Consider the following 19,041-nt stretch of genomic DNA (forward strand, 5'->3'; position numbering starts at 1 on the left):
GGTAACCACAGCTTCCCAAATCCGAGACGGATGAACAACCTATTGAGACATCACACCTAGGTCTGGGCCAGCCGGCCCGCGATGCCGGCCAGGCGCTCGTCCAGGCCGGTGGGCCAGTCGGCGCCGGGCTGCTGCAGGTGGGCCGTGGCCTCGGGGCCGAGCAAGGCCTCGCGGCGGAACTCGGCCTGCACCGCGCCGCTGTCGGGCTGGCCGGCCAGCGCCTGGCCCCAGTACAAGGTTTCCTGCGCGCCTTTGTACGGGTGGTTGAGGCTGATCTCGCCGCGCGCCGCACCCAGGGCTGTGGTCCAGGCGGCGGCCAGCTGGCGCAGGCGCGAGGCCGGCAGGCTGACCGCGTCGCCCTCGCCCTGCACGTCGCCCCGGTTGCCGAGGTTGACCCAGGCCGGCAGGCGGTCGGCCGCAGGCCGCTCGACCACGATGGCGCCGTCGGCGCGCATCTTGGTGTTCATGGTGTCGTGCAGGCTCACCACGAGCAGGCCGCGCGCCGGGCCGGTGCGGCGCACCTGATCGATCACGCGATCGACGGCGGCGTTGTAGGCGCCGGGCCCGAGTGCATGGCAGCGCGAAAGGGCCTTGGCCAGCGCGGCCCAGCCGGCCTCGTCGGCCGGCTGGAGCAGCACGTCCTCACCGGAAAACGTGATCGGGCGGATGGCGTCCACCCCGGCGAAGGACACCCCGGTCTCGCCGGCGCGCTGGCGCGCCAGCCGCGCCCAGAACTCGCGCAGGCCGTCCATGGGTTGTGCGGGCGGTGCGCGGTTCGGGTCCATCACCAGGCGCGAATGCGGGTTCTCGACGAAGACCAGCGTGGGGTCCGCCGCCGCCCAGGCGCGGCCCAGCGCGCTGGTCAGCACGTCGGAGAAATCGAACTGCTTGCGCCGCGTGAGGCCGGGCGCGACGAAGGGCCGCAGCTCGGCCGGAAAGCCCGCGCTGGCGTGCGGGCCCAGCACCACGGTGCGGACGCCGCCGGCCACCGTTTCGAAGGCGGTGCCGCGCTCGCGGCCCTGCCAGAACACCAGGTCGTCGAAACCGTGCTGGCGGTTGGCGTCCAGCCAGAGCAGGTCGGTGGCGGGGCTCATGGCGCTCAGCCCACCGCGCGCGAGATCAGCAGGCCCAGGCCCACCGAGACCACGGCGTAGATCAGCGTGGGCAGCAGGAAGGAATGGTTGATGACCGCGCGGCCGATGCGCGTGCTGCCGGTGCGGTCCAGTTCCACGGTGGCGATCTGCGAGCCGTTGGTGGGCAGCAGGAACACGCCCACCACCGCCGGCCACATGGCGGCCAGCGTGGCCGGGTTCAGGCCCAGGGCGATGCCGATCGGGATGATGGAGAAGGTCGCGCTGGACTGGCTGGTGGTCATGGCGGCCACCGCGAACAGCGCCACGGCGATCATCACCGGGGCCTGGCGGGCCAGCGAGCCCAGGCCGTCGACGATGGTGCTCTCGTGCGCCGCGATGAAGGTGTTGGCCATCCATGCCACGCCGAACAGCGCCACCACCGCGACCATGCCGGAGTCGAACAGCGGGCTCTTGACGATGTCGCTGGCCTTGATGCCGGCCAGGGCCACGATGGCGGCGGCCACGGTCAGCATGGTGATCTGGATCAGCTGGGCCAGGTCCACGCCGACCAGCGCGCCCTTGACCGTGACTTGCGGGCGCAACTCCGGGAAGATGCCGGCGGCGATGATGAAGGCCACGCCGGCCAGGAACAGCAGGGCCGAGATCCGGCCCTCGCGCGTCGGCGGCTTGGGCGCCGCGTCGGTGGCGGGCGGGGTCAGCTCGCCGGCGGCCACGCGGCGCTGGTATTCGGGGTCTTCTTCGAGCGGTTTGCCGACCCGGCTCATCACCAGGCCGCCGATGATGATGGCGGCGATGGAGGCGGGCACCGTGATCATGAGGATGTCGGTGATCTTGAAGCCGGTGGGTGCGAGCAGGCCCACCATGGCGGCCATGGCCGCCGACACCGGGCTGGCGGTGATGGCGAGCTGGCCGGCCGTGGCGGAGAGCGCCAGCGGCCGTTCGGGCCGCACCTTGTTGGCCAGCGACACCTCGTAGATCACCGGCATCAGCGAGTAGTAGATGTTGCCCGTGCCGGCCCCGGCGCAGAAGGCGAAGGTGGTCAGCGGGGCCACGTAGGTGATCTGGTTGGGAAAGCGGCGGATCACCTTCTGCGCCTGCGCCACCAGGAAGTCGATGCCGCCGGCCAGCTGCATCGCGCCGGCGGCGGTGACCACCGACATGATGATGAGCATGGCCGAGACCGGCACGGCGCCGGGCGCCACGTCGAACAGCAGCACGAACAGCAGCACGCCGACCGCGCCGAACAGGCCGATGGCCATGCCCTTGAAATGCACACCGACAGCGATCAGGGCCAGCAGCATGAGGCCCTGCACGGCGATCAGGAACGTGTTCATGGTTTCCTCCTCCTCCTACGTTTATGGGGCGTGGATGCCGTTGAGCTCGGCCCAGCCGGTCCACATGATCTCGATGCCGATGCACAGCAGGATGAAGGCCATCAGGCGGACCATCACCAGGGCACCCACTTCGCCCAGCCTGGCCATGAGCGCGGCCGCATGGCGGTAGATGAGGTAGACCACGCCCACCGTGAGGGTGGCCCCCAGCACGGCCACCAGGGCGCCGGTGACGTACATGTCCAGCTGGCGGGGCCAGCCGGCACCGATGGCGATGGCCGCCGCGATGGTGCCCGGCCCGGTGGTCAGGGGAAAGGTGATGGGGAAGAAACTGCGCCGCACCACCTCGGCGTGCGTCCAGGCGCCGGGCTGGGTGCGCTTGACGGCGGCATGCACTTCGTCGTCGTCGTTGCGGTTGAGCATGCGCCAGCCCGAGGCCGCCACCAGCAGGCCGCCGCCGATGCGCACGATGGGCAGGGAGATGCCGAAGAGTTCCAGCACGTAGGTGCCGACCAGCATCGAGCCGACCAGCACGAACCAGCAGTTGATGGCGACCTGCCGGGCCAGCTGGCGGGTGGCGGCGGGGTCGTCGCCCACCGTCATGGAGAACACCGGCGCTCCGCTGAGCGGGTTCATGATGGGCAGCAGCGTCAGCGGCACCAAAGCCAGCGATTGGAGCAAGTCGGCCGCCATGTCGTTACCCCTCCCCGGGAATGCCGGAATGCGGCATCGTAGCCCAGGTGGTGCGCTGCAGGCTACAGGGGCGGCTGCTGGATCAGGTGGGCCTGCAGTTCGCGGATGCGCTCGTCGGTGTAGTAGCCGCCGACTTCGGTGTAGCGCAGGAAAGGCCGCGCGCAGCCGCTGCATTGCCAGACGTCGCAGCGGTTGTAGGGGAACCAGCCGAGGGCGATGGGGGCGTCGTCGGACCAGGCGCCGGTGCCGTTCGGGTGGTACTCGGCCAGTGTGGGTTCGTCGGCGTCGGGATCGCGCAAGCTGCCGACGCGTGTCAGGCGCGAGAGATCGAAGCCGCCGGGCACGGAGTCCCAGCCCCTGCACACCAGGGCCTGGCAGTGGGGGCAAGTGGTGGTGGTGCGGCTTTGCTTGGCGATGGCCATCAAGTCTTCCAGGGTCATGGTCGCCATTGTGGGCCGCTTCTTCGCTGTCGGCTGGCGTCCCCCCGTTCTCCGGCGCCTGCTCGCGGGCGTCTGCCCGGGTCCGCAGCGACCCCTTCGTCAACACGACCCCTGACGCTCAAGCTCTGTGGCAACCGCGAATGGGGCGCCTGCGCCCGGGGGGAGCACCATCCGCCGAGAGGTCGACCCGGGCCCGCCTACCAGGGGACAGAAACCTCTTGCCTGCCTGCACCGCACTCTCGACGGTGGGTGGGGTTGCCGGGCGCAGGCGCCCCATTCGCGGTTGCCACAGAGTCTGAGCGCCAGTCCGGTGTTGACGCGACTGCGTTGGCCTGCCCGGGCAGACGCCCGCGAGCAGGCGCCGGAGAACGGCAGCCACGCCCACCGGCAGCGAAGAAGCCCCGGCCTGGCCCTACTCCGGCTTGACGTCGATGGCCTTGATCACCGGCCGCCAGAGTTCCACGTCGGCCTGGATGCGGCGCGCGAAGTCCTTCGGCGTCTGCTGGCCGGTCTGCGGAATGAGGCCGGCCTTGGCCATGCGCGAGAGCACCGCTTCGTCGCTGAACATCTTCGCCACCGCGCCCGCGAGGCGGTCGGCGATCGGGGCCGGCAGCCCGGCTGGCGCCAGCAGGCCGTTCCAGGTTTCGGTCTGGAACCCTGGGAACAGCGAGGCGATGGTGGGCACGCCCGGCAGCATGGCCACGGGTTGCGGGCTGGTCACGCCGAGCAGGCGCAGGCGGTCGCTCTGCAGGTAGGGCAGGGTCTCCGAGATGTTCGCCGTGTAGACCTCGGTCATGCCCGCGATGGTGTCGGCGATGGCCGCCGCGCCGCCCTTGTAGGGCACCATCACCGCGTCGATGCCCGCGCGTTTGAGAAACGCCGCACCCGCGAGGAAGGACATGGAGCCGGTGCCCGCGTGCGCCATGAGCAGCTTGCCCGGGTTCGCGCGGCCGTGGTCCACCAGGTCCTTCAGGCTCTTGTGCGGCGAGGCGGCCGGCACCACCACCACCTGGGGGTTGCCCGCCACGTTGGCGATCGGCAGGAAGTCCTTGAACGGGTCGTAGCGGATCTTGTAGAGGAAGGGCGCGAGCGAGATCTGGGCGATCGAGGCGAGGAACACCGAGTAGCCGTCGGCCGGCAGCTTGGCCGCGTGCATGGAAGCGATGGTGCCGCCCGCGCCGGCGCGGTTGTCCACCACCACCGGCACGCCGAGCGCGCGGTTGAGGTAGTCGGCCGTCATGCGCGCGACGAAGTCGGTGTTGCCGCCGGCCGGGTAGGGCACCACCATGTTGATGGCGCGCTCGGGCCAGTTGGCCTGGGCGCGCGCCGCGTTGGTGGTGGTGGCCAGGCCCAGGCCGCCCAGGGCGGGCAGCAGCAGGGAGCGTTGTACGAAGGAGCGTCGTTTCATGGAGAGTCCTTGGTGTGCAGGGAGTGGATCGGTCAGGCCACGGCGGCGACCGGTTCGCGCACGGCCTTGGCGTGCTGGCCGAAGCCCTTCTGGCCGATCACCTGGTCGTTGAGGTAGACGGTGGTGCCGCGCACGATGGTGCGCACCGGCTTGGCCTTGAGCTTGCGGCCGGCGTAGGGGCTCCAGCCGATCAGGCTGAGCACGTCTTCGTCGCGCACCTCGTATTCCTTGTTCAGATCGACGAGCACCAGATCCGCGTCCGCGCCGACCTTCAGCGCGCCCTTGTTCGCGAGCTTGAACAGCTCGGCCGGCTTGGCGCTGCAAGCCTCGACCACGCGCTCCAGGCTGATCTTGCCTTCCAGCGCGGCGGTCATGAACATGCTGTAGTAGAACTGGGTCGAGGGCGTGCCGGTGTGGGCTTTCCAGCCGTCGGTCCAGCCGATCTCCTTCTCTTCGCGCGTGTGCGGCGCGTGGTCGGTGGCGACGATGTCGATGGTGCCGTCGCGCAGGCCTTCCCACAGGCCGGGCACGTTCTTCTCGGGCACCCAGTACGAGAGCGCGTAGGAGCCCAGGCGCTGGATGGCCGACCACTCGCAGCCGAGGAACAGCGCCCAGGGGTTGATCTCGCAGGTCACCTTCTGCCCGGCCGCCTTGGCCTGGCGGATCAGCTCCACGCTGCCGGCGGTCTGGGTGTGCAGGATGTGCAGGTGGCAGCCCGAGGCGCGCTGCAGGCGCAGCAGCGTGGCGATGGCGGTTTCCCAGATCACGCCGTCGTGCGCGGCGTAGGCCTTGGCGTAGGCCAGGGCATCGCGCTCGCCGCGGTCCCAGAACTTCTGCTCGATCACGTCCATCAGCGCCTGGTCGTGCGGGTGCACCATCAGCGGCACGTTCAGCTCGGCGCAGCGCTGCATGATCTCCAGGATCTTGCCGTGGTCGTGCACGCCGATGCCGGGCATGTGCGGGTAGTCGCGCCCGGTGTCCACGACCATGAAGATCTTGAACGCGGCGATGCCGGTGTCGGCCATGCCGGGCATCTCTTCGCTGATGGTGGGCGCGGGGTTGAAGTTCCAGTCGACGATGGCGTCGCTGCGGTAGATGTCGTATTGGCGTTCCAGCAACTCCAGCGAGTTCGGCGGCGGCTGCACGTTGGGCATGGCCACGCTGGTGGTCACGCCGCCGGCCGCGCACTGCAGCGTGGAGGTGTGGATGGTGTCCTTGTATTCGAAGCCCGGCAGCGAGCCCTGGCGGTGGTGCGAGTGCATGTCGATCGCGCCGGGCACGATGGCCAGGCCATCGGCGTCGATGACCTCGCGAGCAGCGGGCTCGGACCCGGGCTCGTAGATGCCGGCGATGCGGCCGCCCTGGATGCCGATCGAGGCGACGCGGCGCCCCTGCGGCGTGACGATCAGCCCGTGGCGGATCAATGTGTCCATGAAATGTTCTCCTTGTGAGCGGGGGTGGTGGTGGAAAGGGTGGGACGGGGCGCGCGGCCACGGATGACGTCGAAGATCTGCTCGACGAAGGCGCGGCCCAGCCCCCGGGTGATGAAGACCAGGCGCGAGTGGCGGTCCTCGTAGGGCCATTCGGCCAGCGGCGCGGGCGGGTGGAACAGGCGCTGCACCGCGTGCACGACGATGGGCCGGGCCTCGCCGGCGATGTTCAGGATGCCCTTGACGCGCAGCAGGTCGTCGCCGTGCGCGAGCACCAGCGCATCGAGCCAGGCGGCCAGCTCCTGCCAGGCCAGGGGTTCGTCGTACACCAGCGAGAAGGTCTCGATGCCCTCGGTGTGGTGGGGTGCGGCCGCCGCGCCGATCGGGCGGTAGCGCGCGGGCTGGTCGGCGTGGGCCTCGGCGTTGAGCCAGCGCCGCACCGCGGGGGCCGGCGTCGCGGCGGCGTACACGTCGAGCTCGGTGAGCACCTCCAGGCAGGGCACCTGGGTCGGCGTGGCCCAGCTCACCGTGGCGCCCGGGTTGAGCGCCTGCAGCCGCTGCTGCAGCGCCTGGGCCTGCGGCGGGTCGGCCAGGTCCATCTTGGTGACGACCAGCTGGTCCGCCACGGCCACCTGCTTGGTGGCTTCCTCGAAGCCGTCCAGCGTGGTGGCGCCGTTGACCCCGTCCACCGTGGTGATCACCTGGGCCAGGCGGTAGCCGTTGGAGACCGGAAAGGTCATGAGGGCCTGCAGCACCGGGCCGGGATCGGCCATGCCGGTGGTTTCGATCACGACGCGGTCGAAGGCGCGCACCAGGCCCCGGCTGCGCTTGTCCAGCAGCTCGCGCAGGGTCTCCACCAGATCGCCCTGCACGCTGCAGCACAGGCAACCCGTGCTCAGCTCGATGGTGTTGTCGTTGCTGCTGGCGATCAGGTTGTGGTCGATGCCGATGTCGCCGAACTCGTTGACCACCACCGCCGCGTTCGACAGCGCGGGCTCGCGCAGCCAGCGGTTGAGCAGGCTGGTCTTGCCGCTGCCCAGGAAACCGGTCAGCAGGGCGACCGGCAGCCGCGCACGATCGGAACTCATAATGGCTCTCCTTGGTGAAAGTCGCACCCACTTGTGGTGCATCAGTTTTCGCAACAAGTGCGAATAATAGCAAAATGGAAACAAATGCGAAACAAGTTCGTTCGGGCGAGGGTGCGGGCATCCGCACGCGCAACCGGACGCTGCACATCCTTCAGCTCTTCGAGCGGCGCACGCTGTGGACGGTGGAGGCGATCGCCGCCGAGATGGGCGTGTCCATCAGCTCGGCCTACCGGGACGTCAAGGAACTGAGCAACCTGGGTTTCCTGGCGCCCTCGACGCGCTCCGAATACATGCTCGGCCCGGCTTTCATCCGCTACGACCTGCTGATGCGCCAGGGCGACCCGCTGGTGAAGGCGGCCTCGGGGCCGATGCGCGAACTGCTGGCGCGCACCACACAGCACGCGGTGGTGCTGATCAGCCGGCGCTTTCGCGACCAGGTGATGTGCGTGCACCAGGAAAAGGGCAGCGACCACCCGCCCTCGTCCACCTACGAGCGCGGCGTGGCTCTGCCCATGTTCAAGGGGGCGACGTCCAAGGCCATCCTGGCCAACCTCGGCGACCGCGCGCTCAAGCAGATCTACCTTGACCACGAGCAGGAGATCCGCGAATCCGTGGGCCTGGGGGGCTGGAAGGACTTCGCCAGACAGATGAAGGCGATCCGCGAGACCGGCTTCGCCTGCACCGATTCGGAGGTGGCCCAGGGCCGGGTGGGCATCGCCGCGCCGGTGTTCGGCGATGGCCAGGTGGTGGCGGGCGTGAGCCTGGTGTTCGAGCTCGCGCGCTACGACGAGGCGGCCTTCGCGGCCGAGGTGCGGCGCTGCGCGCAGGCGATTTCGGCGGCGCTGGAAACCTCGGCCTGAGCCCCTGTGTTCACCGGCGGTTAAGACCTCTTGAGAAGGCTTCGCTGGTGGTGGCGCGTGCCGCTGCCTAGACTCGCGCTCAGCGAAACACCCTGAGGTTGCGACGATGACATTGACACAAGCCCTGGCCGCGGGCCTGGCCGCGATCGCGGTCGGCACCGCCCCCACCGCCTTCGCGCAGGCGAGCGCCTACCCGAACCAGACCATCAAGCTGCTCGTGGGCTGGACGGCCGGCGGCGCCACCGACCTGCTCGCGCGCCACCTCGCGGCCCACATGGCCAAACAGCTGGAGCAGCCCGTGGTGGTGGACAACCGCGCCGGCGCCGTGGGCACGATCGCCCACAGCGAGGCCAGCCGAGCCAGGCCGGATGGCTACACCCTCATCCTGGCCACCAACAGCACCTACGCGATCGCGCCGCACCTGATCAAGCCGCTGCCCTACGGGCCCGACGCGCTCGCGCCGATCTCGCTGGTCGGCACCAGCCCGCTGATCCTTACCGTCAAGCCCACGCTCAACGCGCCAGGCGTCAAGGACGTGATCGCGCTCGCGCGGCAGCAGCCCGGCCGGCTGAACTACTCGTCGGGCGGCAACGGCTCCACCAGCCACCTGGCCAGCGAGCTGTTCAAGGACCTCACGCGCACCTCCATCACGCACATCCCCTACAAGGGTGGTGGACCGGCCACGCTGGCCGTGGCCTCCGGCGAGGTCGACCTGGGCTTCGTCGACATCGGCGTGGCCGTGCCGCTGATCCGCGCCGGCCGCCTCAAGGCGGTGGCCGTGTCGGGCAGCGCGCGCAGCCCGGTGCTGCCCCAGGTGCCCACGGTGGAAGAAGCGGGCGTGCCGCGCTTCGAGTCGGCCACCAAGTTCGCGCTGTTCGCACCGGCCGGCACCCCGCCGGCCGTCATCGACCGGCTCTACGAGGCGGTGCGCAGCGTGCAGAAGAACGACGAGCTGAAGGAGCGGCTGCGCCAGCAGGGCATCGAGCTGGTCGCCACCGGGCCGGCGGAGCTGCGCAAGGACGCGGCCGACGACCTGGCGAAGTGGGGCCGACTGATCAGCGAGCGCAAGCTCTCGCTGGACTGATGCGCCGCATGACATCGCGGATCGCCATCGTGGGCGCGGGGCCGGTCGGCTGCGCCGCCGCCGCCTTTCTGACGCGGGACGGCCTCGCGCCGGCCCTGTGGTCGCCCACCGGGCGCCGCGTGCGGCACGACGCGGACCGCGCCAGCTTCACCTGCGCCGGGTCGGTCAGCGGGGAGGTCGAGGTCGAGTGGCTGGCCTCGCCGGACCGCCTCGCCGAATTCGATGTGGTGCTGGTCTGCCTGCCGGCCGATGCCTATGCCGCCGTGCTCGGGCCGCTGAATGCGGTCTGGCGGCCGGGCCAGCACGTGATCGTGAGTGGCGCCCTGTCGCTGGCGCCGCTGTGGATCGCGGCGGCGGTCGAGGGCGTGCAGGTCAGCGGCTGGGGCACCACGCTCACGACCACGCACTTCCAGCCCGACGGCAGCCTGCACGTCAACCCGCTGCGCAGCCGCATCGACATGGCCACGGTCGGCCCGCTGGAGCCGCCGCAGGCGGTGCGGATGTGCGCGGACCTGTTCGGCGACCGCTTCGTCGCGGCGGACAACCTGCTCACGCCCACGCTGGCCAACATCAACCCCATTGCGCATGCGGCCGAGGTGATCCCGAACCTGACGCGCATGGAGGTCGGCGAAGCCTGGTCGCTGTTCGGCCACTTCACGGCGGTGGTGGGCCGCATGGCCGAGGCGCTGGACGCCGAGCGCCGCACGGTGGCGCGCGGCTTCGGGCTTGAGGTGCCGTCGCTGCGGCAGCACTACGCGCGCTCCTACCACGTGCCCGAAGGGCCGCTGCACACCATGGCGGCCGCGATCACCGACAACGGCATGAGCCCGAACGGGCCGGCCTCGCTGCAGCACCGCTACGTGCTGGAAGACGCGCCGTTCGGCCTGGCTTTCCTGGAAGCGCTCGGGCGCGCGGCCGGGGTCCACACGCCGGTGCTCTCGGCCTGCCTCCGTCTGCTGGAGGTGGCCTACGGGCGCGATTTCCGCGCCGACAATTTCCTGCTCGACGCGCTGGACATCGCGGGCGGCGGGGCCGACGCGCTGATGGCCCGCTGCGCGGCAGCGGCCAGCCCGGCCAGCTGAGCCTTGGGGTTGCCGCTGCGGCGGTAGACCATGGCGATGGGCACGGGCGGCGGCAGGCTCTCCATCGGCAGCTCCACCAGGCTGCCGCGCCGCAGCCGCTCGGTCAGCGTGCCCTGGGCCGCGAGCGTGAGGCCCAGGTTCTGCTCGGCCAGCTCCAGATGGGTGATCGCGCTCATGGTCTCGATGTGCGGGATGAGCGCCGGCAGGCCGTGCCCGCGCAGCGTGTGCTCCAGCATCATGCGCGAGTTGGTCGGCCTCGGCGGCAGGATCCAGTGGGCCTGCGCCACCTCGGCCCAGCGCAGGGGCGGGCTTTTCGCGCCGCGGTTCGCGGCCAGCGCATGGTGCGGTGAGCCGACCACGCGCCATTGCTCCAGCCCGATGTGCTCGATGGTGAACCCCTGGGCCGACAGGCTGCCGAGTTCCGAGGGGGTGTCCATGGTGATCAGGGCATCCACCTCGCCGGCCTCGAGCTGGCGCGAGATGTCGGCCAGCCGGCCTTCGAGCAGCAGCACGCCGGGCAACTGGTCCTGCGCCGCGAGCGCCGAGAGGATGCGCGGCAGCACCGTCCAGGTGAGGAAGGGCGTGGCGCCGATCTTCAGCCGCTCGTGCAGCGGGCGCAGCGGCGCGGCGAGTTCGTCGGAGAGCTGCTCCATCTCCGCCAGCAGCACGCGCCCGCGCTGCACCACCAGCGTGCCGGCCACGGTGGGCACGACGCCGCGCGGCAGGCGGTGGAACAGCGGCTGCTCGAACAGCGCTTCCACGTCCTTGAGGCCCTTGCTGACCGCGGCCGTGGTCATGTGCAGCCGCTGCGCCGCGGCCCGCATGTTGCCGGTGTCGGCCAGCGTGCTGAGCAGCTCCAGCTGGCGAAAACGCAGGGCGGCCATGAGCCGCTGCGATGGGTTCCTCACTCGACGCCTTTCATGGGTCCTGCGGGCAGGACGGCCGACCAGCATAGCGTCTTGGTGATGGAGCCCCCGAAAGCCGATGGCCGCCGTGGACGGATCGTCCATCGGCGGCCATCGGCCAGGGGGGCGTGGTCAGAACCGCGGTTTAGCCGCCGTTGCTGCGGCGCGATTCCACGCGTTCGGCGCGCACGTCACCACGGGCCTTGCTGTCGGCCAGCACCGGCTGGGCGTATTGGCCGGAGAACAGCTCGTTGGCCTTGACGCCGGTCTGGCCGTCCACCACGTAGTCGCCCGTGCGGATGGCTTGGGCCACTTCGGCCTTCACTTCGGCGCGGGTCTTGCCCACGGCGGCGGTGACAGCCGCAGGCTGCTCGGCGCGGGCCTGGGCGTACTGGGCGGGGAACAGCTCGTTGGCCTTGGCGCCGGTCTGGCCGTCGGCCACGATGTCGCCGGTGCGGATGGCTTCGGCCAGCTCGGCCTTCACCTCAGCGCGGCTCTTGCTCACGGCCACGGGCTGGGCGTAGAGGTGGGGGGCGAGGTCCTTGTAACGGGCACCGGTTTCGCCGTCGGCGATCAGGTCGCCGTTGCGTTGGGCCTGGATCAGTTCGGCGCGGACTTGCTCGCGGGTCTTGCCCACGGAGGCATCGGCGGCGAAGGCGTGGCCGGCAACGAGGGTGGAGAGGGCGATGGCAACAACAGACAGCTTCTTCATGACAGTTCCTTAAGAGGGTTGAACATGCCGGTCGGTCCGTTGTGCGGTCTGGCCGGCTTCGATGCCTCTGCGGAGGGGTTTGCGTGCATCGATGGGATGAACTGTAAAGTTTCTGAATCAGAAGAAAAACAGCATTGAAAGGCTTTATGTATTGCTGAATTGGCAATAGTGAGGGCAAATTTCTCCGGGAAAACCCTTTAAATTGGGTCTCATGGACCGTCTGACTTCAATGCGTGTTTTCCAGAAAGTGACCGATGAAGGCGGATTCGCGGCCGCCGCCCGGGCGCTCGACCTGTCGCCCGCCGTGGTCACGCGGCTGGTGGCCGACCTCGAAGACCACCTGGGCACCCGCCTGCTGCACCGCACCACCCGCCGCGTTTCCCTCACCGACGCGGGCGAGAACTACCTCGACCGGGTGCGCGTCATCCTGCAGGAACTCGACGAGGCCCACGCGCTGGTGAGCTCGCAGACCAGCGAACTCGCCGGCGTGCTGCGCCTGCTGGCGCCACCCGTGCTCGCCACGCACGTGCTCGCGCCCCTGGTCAGCGGCTTTCGGCAGGCCTACCCCAAGATCCTGCTCGACATCGACGTGGACTCCCCCCGCGAACCCCCGATCCAGGACTACGACATCACGCTCATGGGCGCGCAGGCCTCGTTCGACGCCAACGTGATCGCGCGCAAGGTGCTCTCCAGCGTCACCGTGCTGCTGGCTTCGCCCAAATACCTGCAGCGCAAGGGCACGCCAGTGCAGCCCGAAGACCTGGAGCGGCACGACTGCCTGCGCTTCAAGCCCGCGACCGGCCGCACCCGGGGCTGGCGCCTGCTGCACGAGACGGACGAAGCCCGCTTTGTCGACATCGAGGTGCAACCGGTGCTCTGGGTCAACCACCCCGACACGCTGATGCACGCCGCGCTCGATGGCGCCGGCATCGGTGCCTGCGCCATCGGCCTGGCCGCGCCCTTCATCGAGAGCGGCGAGCTGGTGCGCGTGCTCAACCCCTGGATCACGGACCGGCTGACGGTGTACGCAGCCCTGCCCAGCCGCAAGTTCATGCCGCGCCGCACCGAGGTGTTCCTGGACTACCTCATCGAGCAGGCCCGCGCCCGCGTGGGCAGCGCGCTCACCACCTGCACACCTGCCGAGGCCCGTCTGGCGGTCTAGGTCGCGCGGTTCAAGTGGGCACCCTCTTTTTCGCGTAGTCGACGAAGAAGCCGAAGCTGCCCGGGTTCTGCATGGCATCGGGGCTGGCCACCTGGTCGGGTGGCGCGCCGAGCAGCAGCTTGCGCACCGGCACCTCCATCTTCTTGCCGCTCAGTGTGCGCGGGATGTCGGTCACCTGGAGCACCTCGTTGGGCACGTGCCGCGAGGAGGCTTTCGTCCGGATCTGCTCGACGATGCGCGCCTTGAGCGCCTCGTCCAGCGACAGGCCCGGTTGCAGCACCACGAACAGGGGCATGAAGGAGGGCCGGCCGAGGTACTCCAGGTCCACCACCATGCTGTCGCGCACCTCGGGCAGCGCCTCCACCACCCGGTAGATCTCGGCCGTGCCCATGCGGATGCCGAAGCGGTTGATGGTGCTGTCGGAGCGGCCATAGATCACCGAGGTGCGGCGCTCGGTGAAGCGGATCCAGTCGCCGTGGCGCCAGACGCCGGGGAAGGTGTCGAAGTAGCTTTCCCGGTAGCGCCGGCCGTCCGGGTCGTTCCAGAAGAAGACCGGCATGGAGGGCATGGGCTGGGTGATGACCAGCTCGCCCACCTCGTTGACCACCGGCTGGCCCGCGTCGTTGTAGGCCTGGGCGGCCACGCCCAGTTCGGGGCACTGGATCTCGCCCGCGTGCACCGGCAGCGAGGGCGCGCAGGCCACGAAGCCGGCCGCGATGTCGGTGCCGCCGCTGATCGAGGCCAGCCAGACGTCGGGTTTGACGGCGCTGTAGACCCAGCGGTAGGCGTCGATGGGCAGGGGCGAACCGGTGGCGTTGATGGCGCGCAGGTGCTGGAGCGAACAGACGTCGCGCGGCCGAAGGCCGTCCTTCATGGCATTGATGAGGAAGGCCGCGCCGCAGCCGAACAGGGTGATGCCCTGTTCGTCGAGGAAGCGCCAGAGCGCCTGGGTGTCCGGCCAGCTGGGGTTGCCGTCGTAGAGCACGATGGAGGCGCCCGTGAGCAGCGCGCCGACCTGCCAGTTCCAGACGATCCAGCCCGTGCTGCCCAGGAACAGCAACCGGTCGCCCGCGCGCAGGTCGTGCTGCAGGGCCATGGTCTTGAGGTGCGTGAGCACGATGCCGCCGTGGCTGTGCACCATGGCCTTGGGCAGGCCGGTGGTGCCGGAGGAATACACGATCCAGAGCGGGTGCGCGAAGGGCACGCGCTCGTAGCGCGGCGGCGCCGCGTGCTGGATGCACTCGGACCAGTCCAGGCGGTCGCGCCAGCCCACGGCGCGGGTGGTGTGCGCCGGTCCGTGCACGTGCACCACGTGCCGCACGCTGGGCAGTTCGGCGAGCAGGCTCTCGACCTGGGGCGCGCGGTCGTGCGCCTTGCCGTTGTAGCGGTCGCTGTCGGTGGCGAACAGCACCTTGGGTTCGATCTGGCGCAGCCGGTCCAGCACCACGGTAGGCCCCATGTCGGGTGCGCAGCTGGACCAGATGGCGCCCACGCTCGCGCAGGCCAGGAAGGCGATCACCGTCTCGGGCCGGTTCGGCATGTAGCTGGCCACGCGGTCGCCGGGGCCGACGCCGAGCGAGCGCAGGGTGGCGGCGAGCGCGGCGGTGTCGCGCTCCAGCGAGGCCCACGAGATGCTCAGCAGGGGTTCGTCTTCGGCGTGCGCGAGGATGGCGGGGCGCTCGGCGGTGGCGTTGCGGAAGATGTGCTCGGCGTAGTTCAGGCGCGCATTCGGAAACCACTGCGCATGGGGCATCCGCCGCTCGCCCAGCACGGGTTGCGGGCTGCCCTCGGCCACCACTTCGAAGTGTTCCCAGATGGATTGCCAGAAGCCGTCGAGGTCGTCGGTGGACCAGCGCCAGAGCTCGTCGTAGGACGTGGTGCGCACGCCCTTGTGTTCGCCCAGCCAGGCCTGGTAGTGGGCCAGGCGGCTGGACCGCACCTGCTCGGCGGTGGGCGACCAGAGCAGCTCGCCCGCGCCGTCCGGCAAGGGGTGGGCGTTCGAAGCGGTGGTGGTCGTCATGGTCAGAAGCGGTGGCGGATGCCCACGCGCAGCGCGTTCTGGCTGTCGTCGGACGACGGGCCGTTGGTCACCAGCACCGCGCGCGTGTTCGGGCCCGAGGCCTTGCGCGCGTTGTAGGTCACGTACACGTCAGTGCGCCTGGAGAGGTAGTAGTCGGCGCCCAGCGTCACGGTGGTCCAGGCGGAAGACGCCAGCTTGGCGCGCTGCACGCCCGAGGACAGGATCAGCTCGCCCAGCTTGTACGACAGCGAGAGGCCGACCGTCTTCATCGCGTCCGAGGCGCCGTTGGCCAGCTCGAACTTCGAGCGCGTGGTCAGGGCCGCGACGGTGGCCGGTCCGAAGGCGTAGGAGGCGCCGATGCCGGCGGTCTGGTACTCGGGCAGCACGAAGGCGGTGGCGGGTGTGGCCAGGGTGGTGCCGAGGAACTGCGACACGCCGTAGCTGCTGCCCGGGCGCACGGTGTGGCCCTGGATGCTGGTGGTGGCCACGCCCAGGTTGAACGGGCCGTTGCCGTAGGTCGCACCGGCGCTCCAGGCGTTGCCCGCGTTGGTCGCGCTGGTGCCGCCTTCGGAGAGCGCGCGCTGCACGGTGAACTTGAAGCCGGCCAGGTCGGGGCTCACGTAGGTGATCTGGTTGTCCAGCCAGGCCCCGGCCACGCGGTCGGCGTCGCCCGGCGTCATGCCGTAGATGCCGGTGTGGAAGCCCGGGTGGTAGCGCAGCAGGGTGCCGACCATCTGGTCGAACTGGCGGCCCACCGTGAACTGGCCCAGCTTCTGGTCGGCCAGGCCGACGAAGGCCGCGCGGCCGAACGCCAGGCCGCCCTGGCGCAGCGTGCCGTTGTCGGTCGCCACGCCCATCTCCAGGTTGAAGATCGCGGCCAGACCACCACCGAGGTCTTCGCGCCCGCGAAAGCCGATGCGGCTGCCCTGGGACACGCCGTCGTCCACGCGGGTGATCCCGCTGCCGCCCACGTTGCTGACACGGGTCAGGCCAATGTCCAGCACGCCATAGAGGTTGACGCTGGACGTGGGCGCGGGGGCCGTTTGCGCGAAGGCGCCGAGCGGGCTCAGCGCGGCCATGCCGAGGCAGGCCAGACCAATGAGTTTCGAGTGTTTCACAGTGCTTGCTCCATTTGCCAGTGGTGGCGCCTGCGCGGCGCCGGTTGCGATTCCGGAGCGGGTGCTCCGGGCCTTGGGTGGCCTTGCGGCCGTTTTCGGGCAACAGAAGCCCTGGCGCGTGCACCCGGAAGGGCGCGCGCGCAGCGCTCTGTCGATGGGGGAAAGGAAAGGGCCTGCCGGTGCGCGGGACTCAGATCAACGTCAGCAGGCGGCGCGGGGTCTTCACCAGAATGGTGTCCACGTCGGCCTGCGTGAACCCGCGGCGCAGCATGCGCGGCGCGATGTTGGCGAAGATGTGCTGGTAGCCGTGGCCGCCGTAGCGGCCCAGCCGGGTGCGGGTGCAGATGTCGTGGCTGATCAGCACCTGATCGCGGTGGCCCCGGTCGACCAGCAGCTTGACCATGCGCAGCCGCGCGCCGTCGTTGGGCATGTCGATGTCGGCCGCCGGGTAGGCGGTCTGCTCCCAGCCGAACAGGTCGAACTCGATCACGCAGCCGGTGTCGGCCAGGCGCAGCAGCCGGTCGTCGTCGAAGATCGTGCGGTCGATGTGGCTGATGACCACGCGGTCCACCGGCAGGCCGCGCGCGCGGATGAAGTCCACCACCTCCATGGGCTGGTCGGCATCGCGCCCCGGGTGCACGTTGAGCGCGGCCCCGGTGGCCTGCATCGCGGTGAGCGCGCCGTGCATGACGCGCCGCTCCAGATCCGTCCAGGGGGCCTGGCAGCCGATCTCGCCGATGATGCCGGCCCGCACGGCCGTGCCCCAGGCGCCCACGGTGAGCTGCTCCACCATCTCGCGCGCGAAGTCGTCGGCCGTTCGCGTGTGGTTGGCCGGGTGCTGGTAGTCGTTCACGTAGTGGCCGCAGCCCATGACGATGTGCACGCCGGTGGCCTTCGCCACCTCCACCAGCCGATCGGGCTGGGGGTTGAGGCCGCCCACCGTGAGGTCCACCAGCGAGGCGCCGCCGGCGGCCTTCATGTCGCGCAGCTCGGCCACGGCCACGTCGGTCTCGTCCAGCCGGTAGTTGCGCATGAACGGCTTCTGGCCGTAGGCGATGCCCCAGCAGTTGCACAGATCGATGTCCGCTTCCTGCTCGGCCGGCGGGTTCAGGCGCAGCGGCGGCGGCGTGAGGTCGATGAAGACGTGCTCGTGCATGAGCGTGGGCCCCAGCACGGCAGGGTCCACCAGGCCGAGCACGGTCTGCACGCGGCCTTGGCGCGGCTCGGTGGCGCTCACTGGAGTACCTTCGCCCTGCGGGCTGCGGTGCGAGCTTGCTTGGGAGCGGCCCTGCGCGGCGCTCATGGCTGCAGGCCCTGGCCGTAGCGGTCCACGAAGGCCTCGAAGGCGCCGTGGAAGCGGTCGAGGTCGTCGTCCGTCAGTGGCAGCGAGAGCACGATGAAGCCGCGCCGCGCCACGTAGAAGCCGTGGGCCAGCATGTGGAAGAAGAACAGGTCCTTGACGGTGTGCTCGGTCGCGGGAATGTCGTCGCAGTGGCGGATCTCGCCCGGCGTGGCGTGCAGGTTCATGAGCGTGCCCAGGCCGGTGAACTGCAGGCGCGTGCCGCGCGAGCGGGCGGTCGCGTTCAGGCGCTCGCGCAGCGCGTCGCCGCGCGCGTTGAAGGCCACCGCCACCTCGGGCGTGTAGATCCGGCTCAGGCCCGCGATGCCGGCCGACATGGTCATCACGTTGTTGTTGAAGGTGCCGGCGTGGCCCAGGTGGCCCGGCACGCGCGGGTCGAACAGCGCCATCACGTCCTCGCGGCCACCGAAGGCGCCGAAGGACATGCCGCCGCCGATGTACTTGCCCAGCGTGGTCATGTCGGGCGCGATGCCCAGGGCGGCCTGGCGCCCGCCCGGCGTCAGGCGCGAGGTCATCACCTCGTCGAACACCAGCAGCGCGCCGGTCTCGGTGGCGAGGCGGCGCAGGTCGGCCAGGAACCCGGGGCGCCCGACGATGCAGCCGCCGGCGCCCTGCATGGGCTCGACCAGGATGGCGGCCAGGTCCTTCGCGTGCTCGGCCACGAGCGCGGCGGCACCGGCCTGGTCGTTGTAGGTGCCGAGCACGAAGTCGTGCGGCACATTGATCGGCGAGTGGCCGGCGGCGAAGGTGAGCACGCCACCGTGGTAGCCGCCCTTGAACACGAGGATCTTCTGGCGGCCGGTGAAGCGCTTGGCGGCCGCAATCGCCAGCAGGTTGGCCTCGGTGCCGGAGTTGGTGAAGCGCAGTCGCTGCACCGAGGGGAAGCGGCTGGTCACGAGTTGGGCCAGCTGCGCTTCGAGCAGGTTGTGGCCGGTGAGGTTGATGCCACCGTCCAAGGCGGCCTGGATGGCTTCGCGGATCACCGGGTGGCTGTGGCCGTACAGGCCGGCCGTGAACTCGCCCAGGAAATCGAGGTACTCATGGCCATCCGCGTCCCAGAGGCGGGCGCCCTCGCCGCGGGCCATGGCCAGCGGAAAAGGATCGTAGTAGAGCACCGAGCGGGTGTTGCCGCCGGGCATGACGGCGGTGGCGGCCTGGTAGCGGCTTTGGCTCTGGGGGTGGCGCGCCACATAGGCGTCGCGCAGCTGGCTCAGTTCGGTGTCGAGGTTCATGTGATGGTCAGGGAAAACAGGG

17 protein-coding genes are annotated in these 19,041 nt (G+C 70.1%); 4 read left to right on the top strand and 13 right to left on the bottom strand.

Translation table 11 applies throughout. The features are described 5' to 3' along the window. Positions 1-56: 56 nt before the first annotated feature. From ACODTB_RS24665 to ACODTB_RS24695, 7 genes are all read right to left on the bottom strand, one after another. Complete coding sequence (locus tag ACODTB_RS24665; protein WP_291121946.1) at positions 57-1,094, bottom strand: N-formylglutamate amidohydrolase; 1,038 nt, start codon at positions 1,092-1,094, stop codon at positions 57-59. 5 nt (positions 1,095-1,099) lie between these two features. After that, positions 1,100-2,428, bottom strand: a complete 1,329-nt coding sequence (locus tag ACODTB_RS24670; RefSeq protein WP_291121945.1) for an anaerobic C4-dicarboxylate transporter family protein — start codon at positions 2,426-2,428, stop codon at positions 1,100-1,102. A 21-nt stretch (positions 2,429-2,449) separates the two neighbouring features. After that, positions 2,450-3,118, bottom strand: a complete 669-nt coding sequence (locus ACODTB_RS24675; protein ID WP_291121944.1) for a MarC family protein — start codon at positions 3,116-3,118, stop codon at positions 2,450-2,452. Positions 3,119-3,180: 62 nt separating this feature from the next. Continuing rightward, positions 3,181-3,558 (bottom strand): hypothetical protein, encoded by a 378-nt coding sequence (locus tag ACODTB_RS24680; RefSeq protein WP_291121943.1) that lies wholly within the window; start codon positions 3,556-3,558, stop codon positions 3,181-3,183. A gap of 412 nt (positions 3,559-3,970) precedes the next feature. Then, positions 3,971-4,966, bottom strand: a complete 996-nt coding sequence (locus ACODTB_RS24685) for a Bug family tripartite tricarboxylate transporter substrate binding protein (RefSeq protein WP_291121803.1) — start codon at positions 4,964-4,966, stop codon at positions 3,971-3,973. A 32-nt stretch (positions 4,967-4,998) separates the two neighbouring features. After that, entirely contained in the window at positions 4,999-6,399 is a 1,401-nt protein-coding gene (locus ACODTB_RS24690) for a dihydroorotase (RefSeq protein ID WP_291121804.1), read from the bottom strand. Then, positions 6,387-7,484 carry a CobW family GTP-binding protein gene (locus ACODTB_RS24695; RefSeq protein ID WP_291121805.1) on the bottom strand — a complete coding sequence of 366 codons (1,098 nt, stop codon included), beginning with the start codon at positions 7,482-7,484 and terminating at the stop codon, positions 6,387-6,389. Before ACODTB_RS24695 ends, ACODTB_RS24690 begins: the two co-directional genes overlap by 13 nt. 74 nt (positions 7,485-7,558) lie before the next feature. On the opposite strand from ACODTB_RS24695, the gene ACODTB_RS24700 reads away from it, so the two are divergent. The 3 genes from ACODTB_RS24700 (at position 7,559) to ACODTB_RS24710 (ending at position 10,510) form a co-directional block, all read left to right on the top strand. Continuing rightward, a complete protein-coding gene (locus ACODTB_RS24700) occupies positions 7,559-8,344 on the top strand; it encodes an IclR family transcriptional regulator (protein ID WP_291121806.1) in 786 nt (261 codons plus the stop codon). A gap of 106 nt (positions 8,345-8,450) precedes the next feature. Beyond that, positions 8,451-9,428, top strand: a complete 978-nt coding sequence (locus ACODTB_RS24705) for a Bug family tripartite tricarboxylate transporter substrate binding protein (protein ID WP_291121807.1) — start codon at positions 8,451-8,453, stop codon at positions 9,426-9,428. Between the two features lie 8 nt (positions 9,429-9,436). After that, positions 9,437-10,510 (top strand): NAD/NADP octopine/nopaline dehydrogenase family protein, encoded by a 1,074-nt coding sequence (locus ACODTB_RS24710; RefSeq protein WP_291121808.1) that lies wholly within the window; start codon positions 9,437-9,439, stop codon positions 10,508-10,510. Here the strand turns inward: ACODTB_RS24710 and ACODTB_RS24715 are convergent. Both ACODTB_RS24715 and ACODTB_RS24720 read right to left on the bottom strand, forming a co-directional pair. After that, positions 10,396-11,394 (bottom strand): LysR family transcriptional regulator, encoded by a 999-nt coding sequence (locus tag ACODTB_RS24715; RefSeq protein ID WP_291121809.1) that lies wholly within the window; start codon positions 11,392-11,394, stop codon positions 10,396-10,398. The two genes, ACODTB_RS24710 and ACODTB_RS24715, sit on opposite strands and share 115 nt — an antisense overlap. Before the next feature lie 166 nt (positions 11,395-11,560). Further along, positions 11,561-12,127 (bottom strand): DUF4148 domain-containing protein, encoded by a 567-nt coding sequence (locus tag ACODTB_RS24720; protein WP_488929836.1) that lies wholly within the window; start codon positions 12,125-12,127, stop codon positions 11,561-11,563. A 211-nt stretch (positions 12,128-12,338) separates the two neighbouring features. Between ACODTB_RS24720 and ACODTB_RS24725 the strand changes: the two genes are divergently transcribed. Next, the gene (locus ACODTB_RS24725; RefSeq protein ID WP_488929837.1) at positions 12,339-13,289 is read left to right on the top strand and encodes a LysR family transcriptional regulator; all 951 of its coding nucleotides are present in this window, start codon (positions 12,339-12,341) and stop codon (positions 13,287-13,289) included. A 10-nt stretch (positions 13,290-13,299) separates the two neighbouring features. Here the strand turns inward: ACODTB_RS24725 and ACODTB_RS24730 are convergent, their stop codons facing one another. The 4 genes from ACODTB_RS24730 to ACODTB_RS24745 form a co-directional block, all read right to left on the bottom strand. Next, positions 13,300-15,309 (bottom strand): acetoacetate--CoA ligase, encoded by a 2,010-nt coding sequence (locus ACODTB_RS24730; RefSeq protein WP_291115098.1) that lies wholly within the window; start codon positions 15,307-15,309, stop codon positions 13,300-13,302. Between the two features lie 2 nt (positions 15,310-15,311). Next, positions 15,312-16,427 carry a porin gene (locus ACODTB_RS24735; RefSeq protein WP_291115096.1) on the bottom strand — a complete coding sequence of 372 codons (1,116 nt, stop codon included), beginning with the start codon at positions 16,425-16,427 and terminating at the stop codon, positions 15,312-15,314. 190 nt (positions 16,428-16,617) lie between these two features. Continuing rightward, positions 16,618-17,730: a phosphotriesterase family protein gene (locus tag ACODTB_RS24740; RefSeq protein ID WP_291115095.1), complete on the bottom strand. Its 1,113-nt coding sequence runs from the start codon at positions 17,728-17,730 to the stop codon at positions 16,618-16,620. Then, on the bottom strand, positions 17,727-19,019 hold the full coding sequence (locus ACODTB_RS24745; protein ID WP_291115094.1) for an aspartate aminotransferase family protein: 1,293 nt from the start codon (positions 19,017-19,019) through the stop codon (positions 17,727-17,729). Before ACODTB_RS24745 ends, ACODTB_RS24740 begins: the two co-directional genes overlap by 4 nt. Between the last annotated feature and the right edge of the window lie 22 nt (positions 19,020-19,041).

It is taken from the genome of Hydrogenophaga sp. FG152, assembly GCF_057809615.1.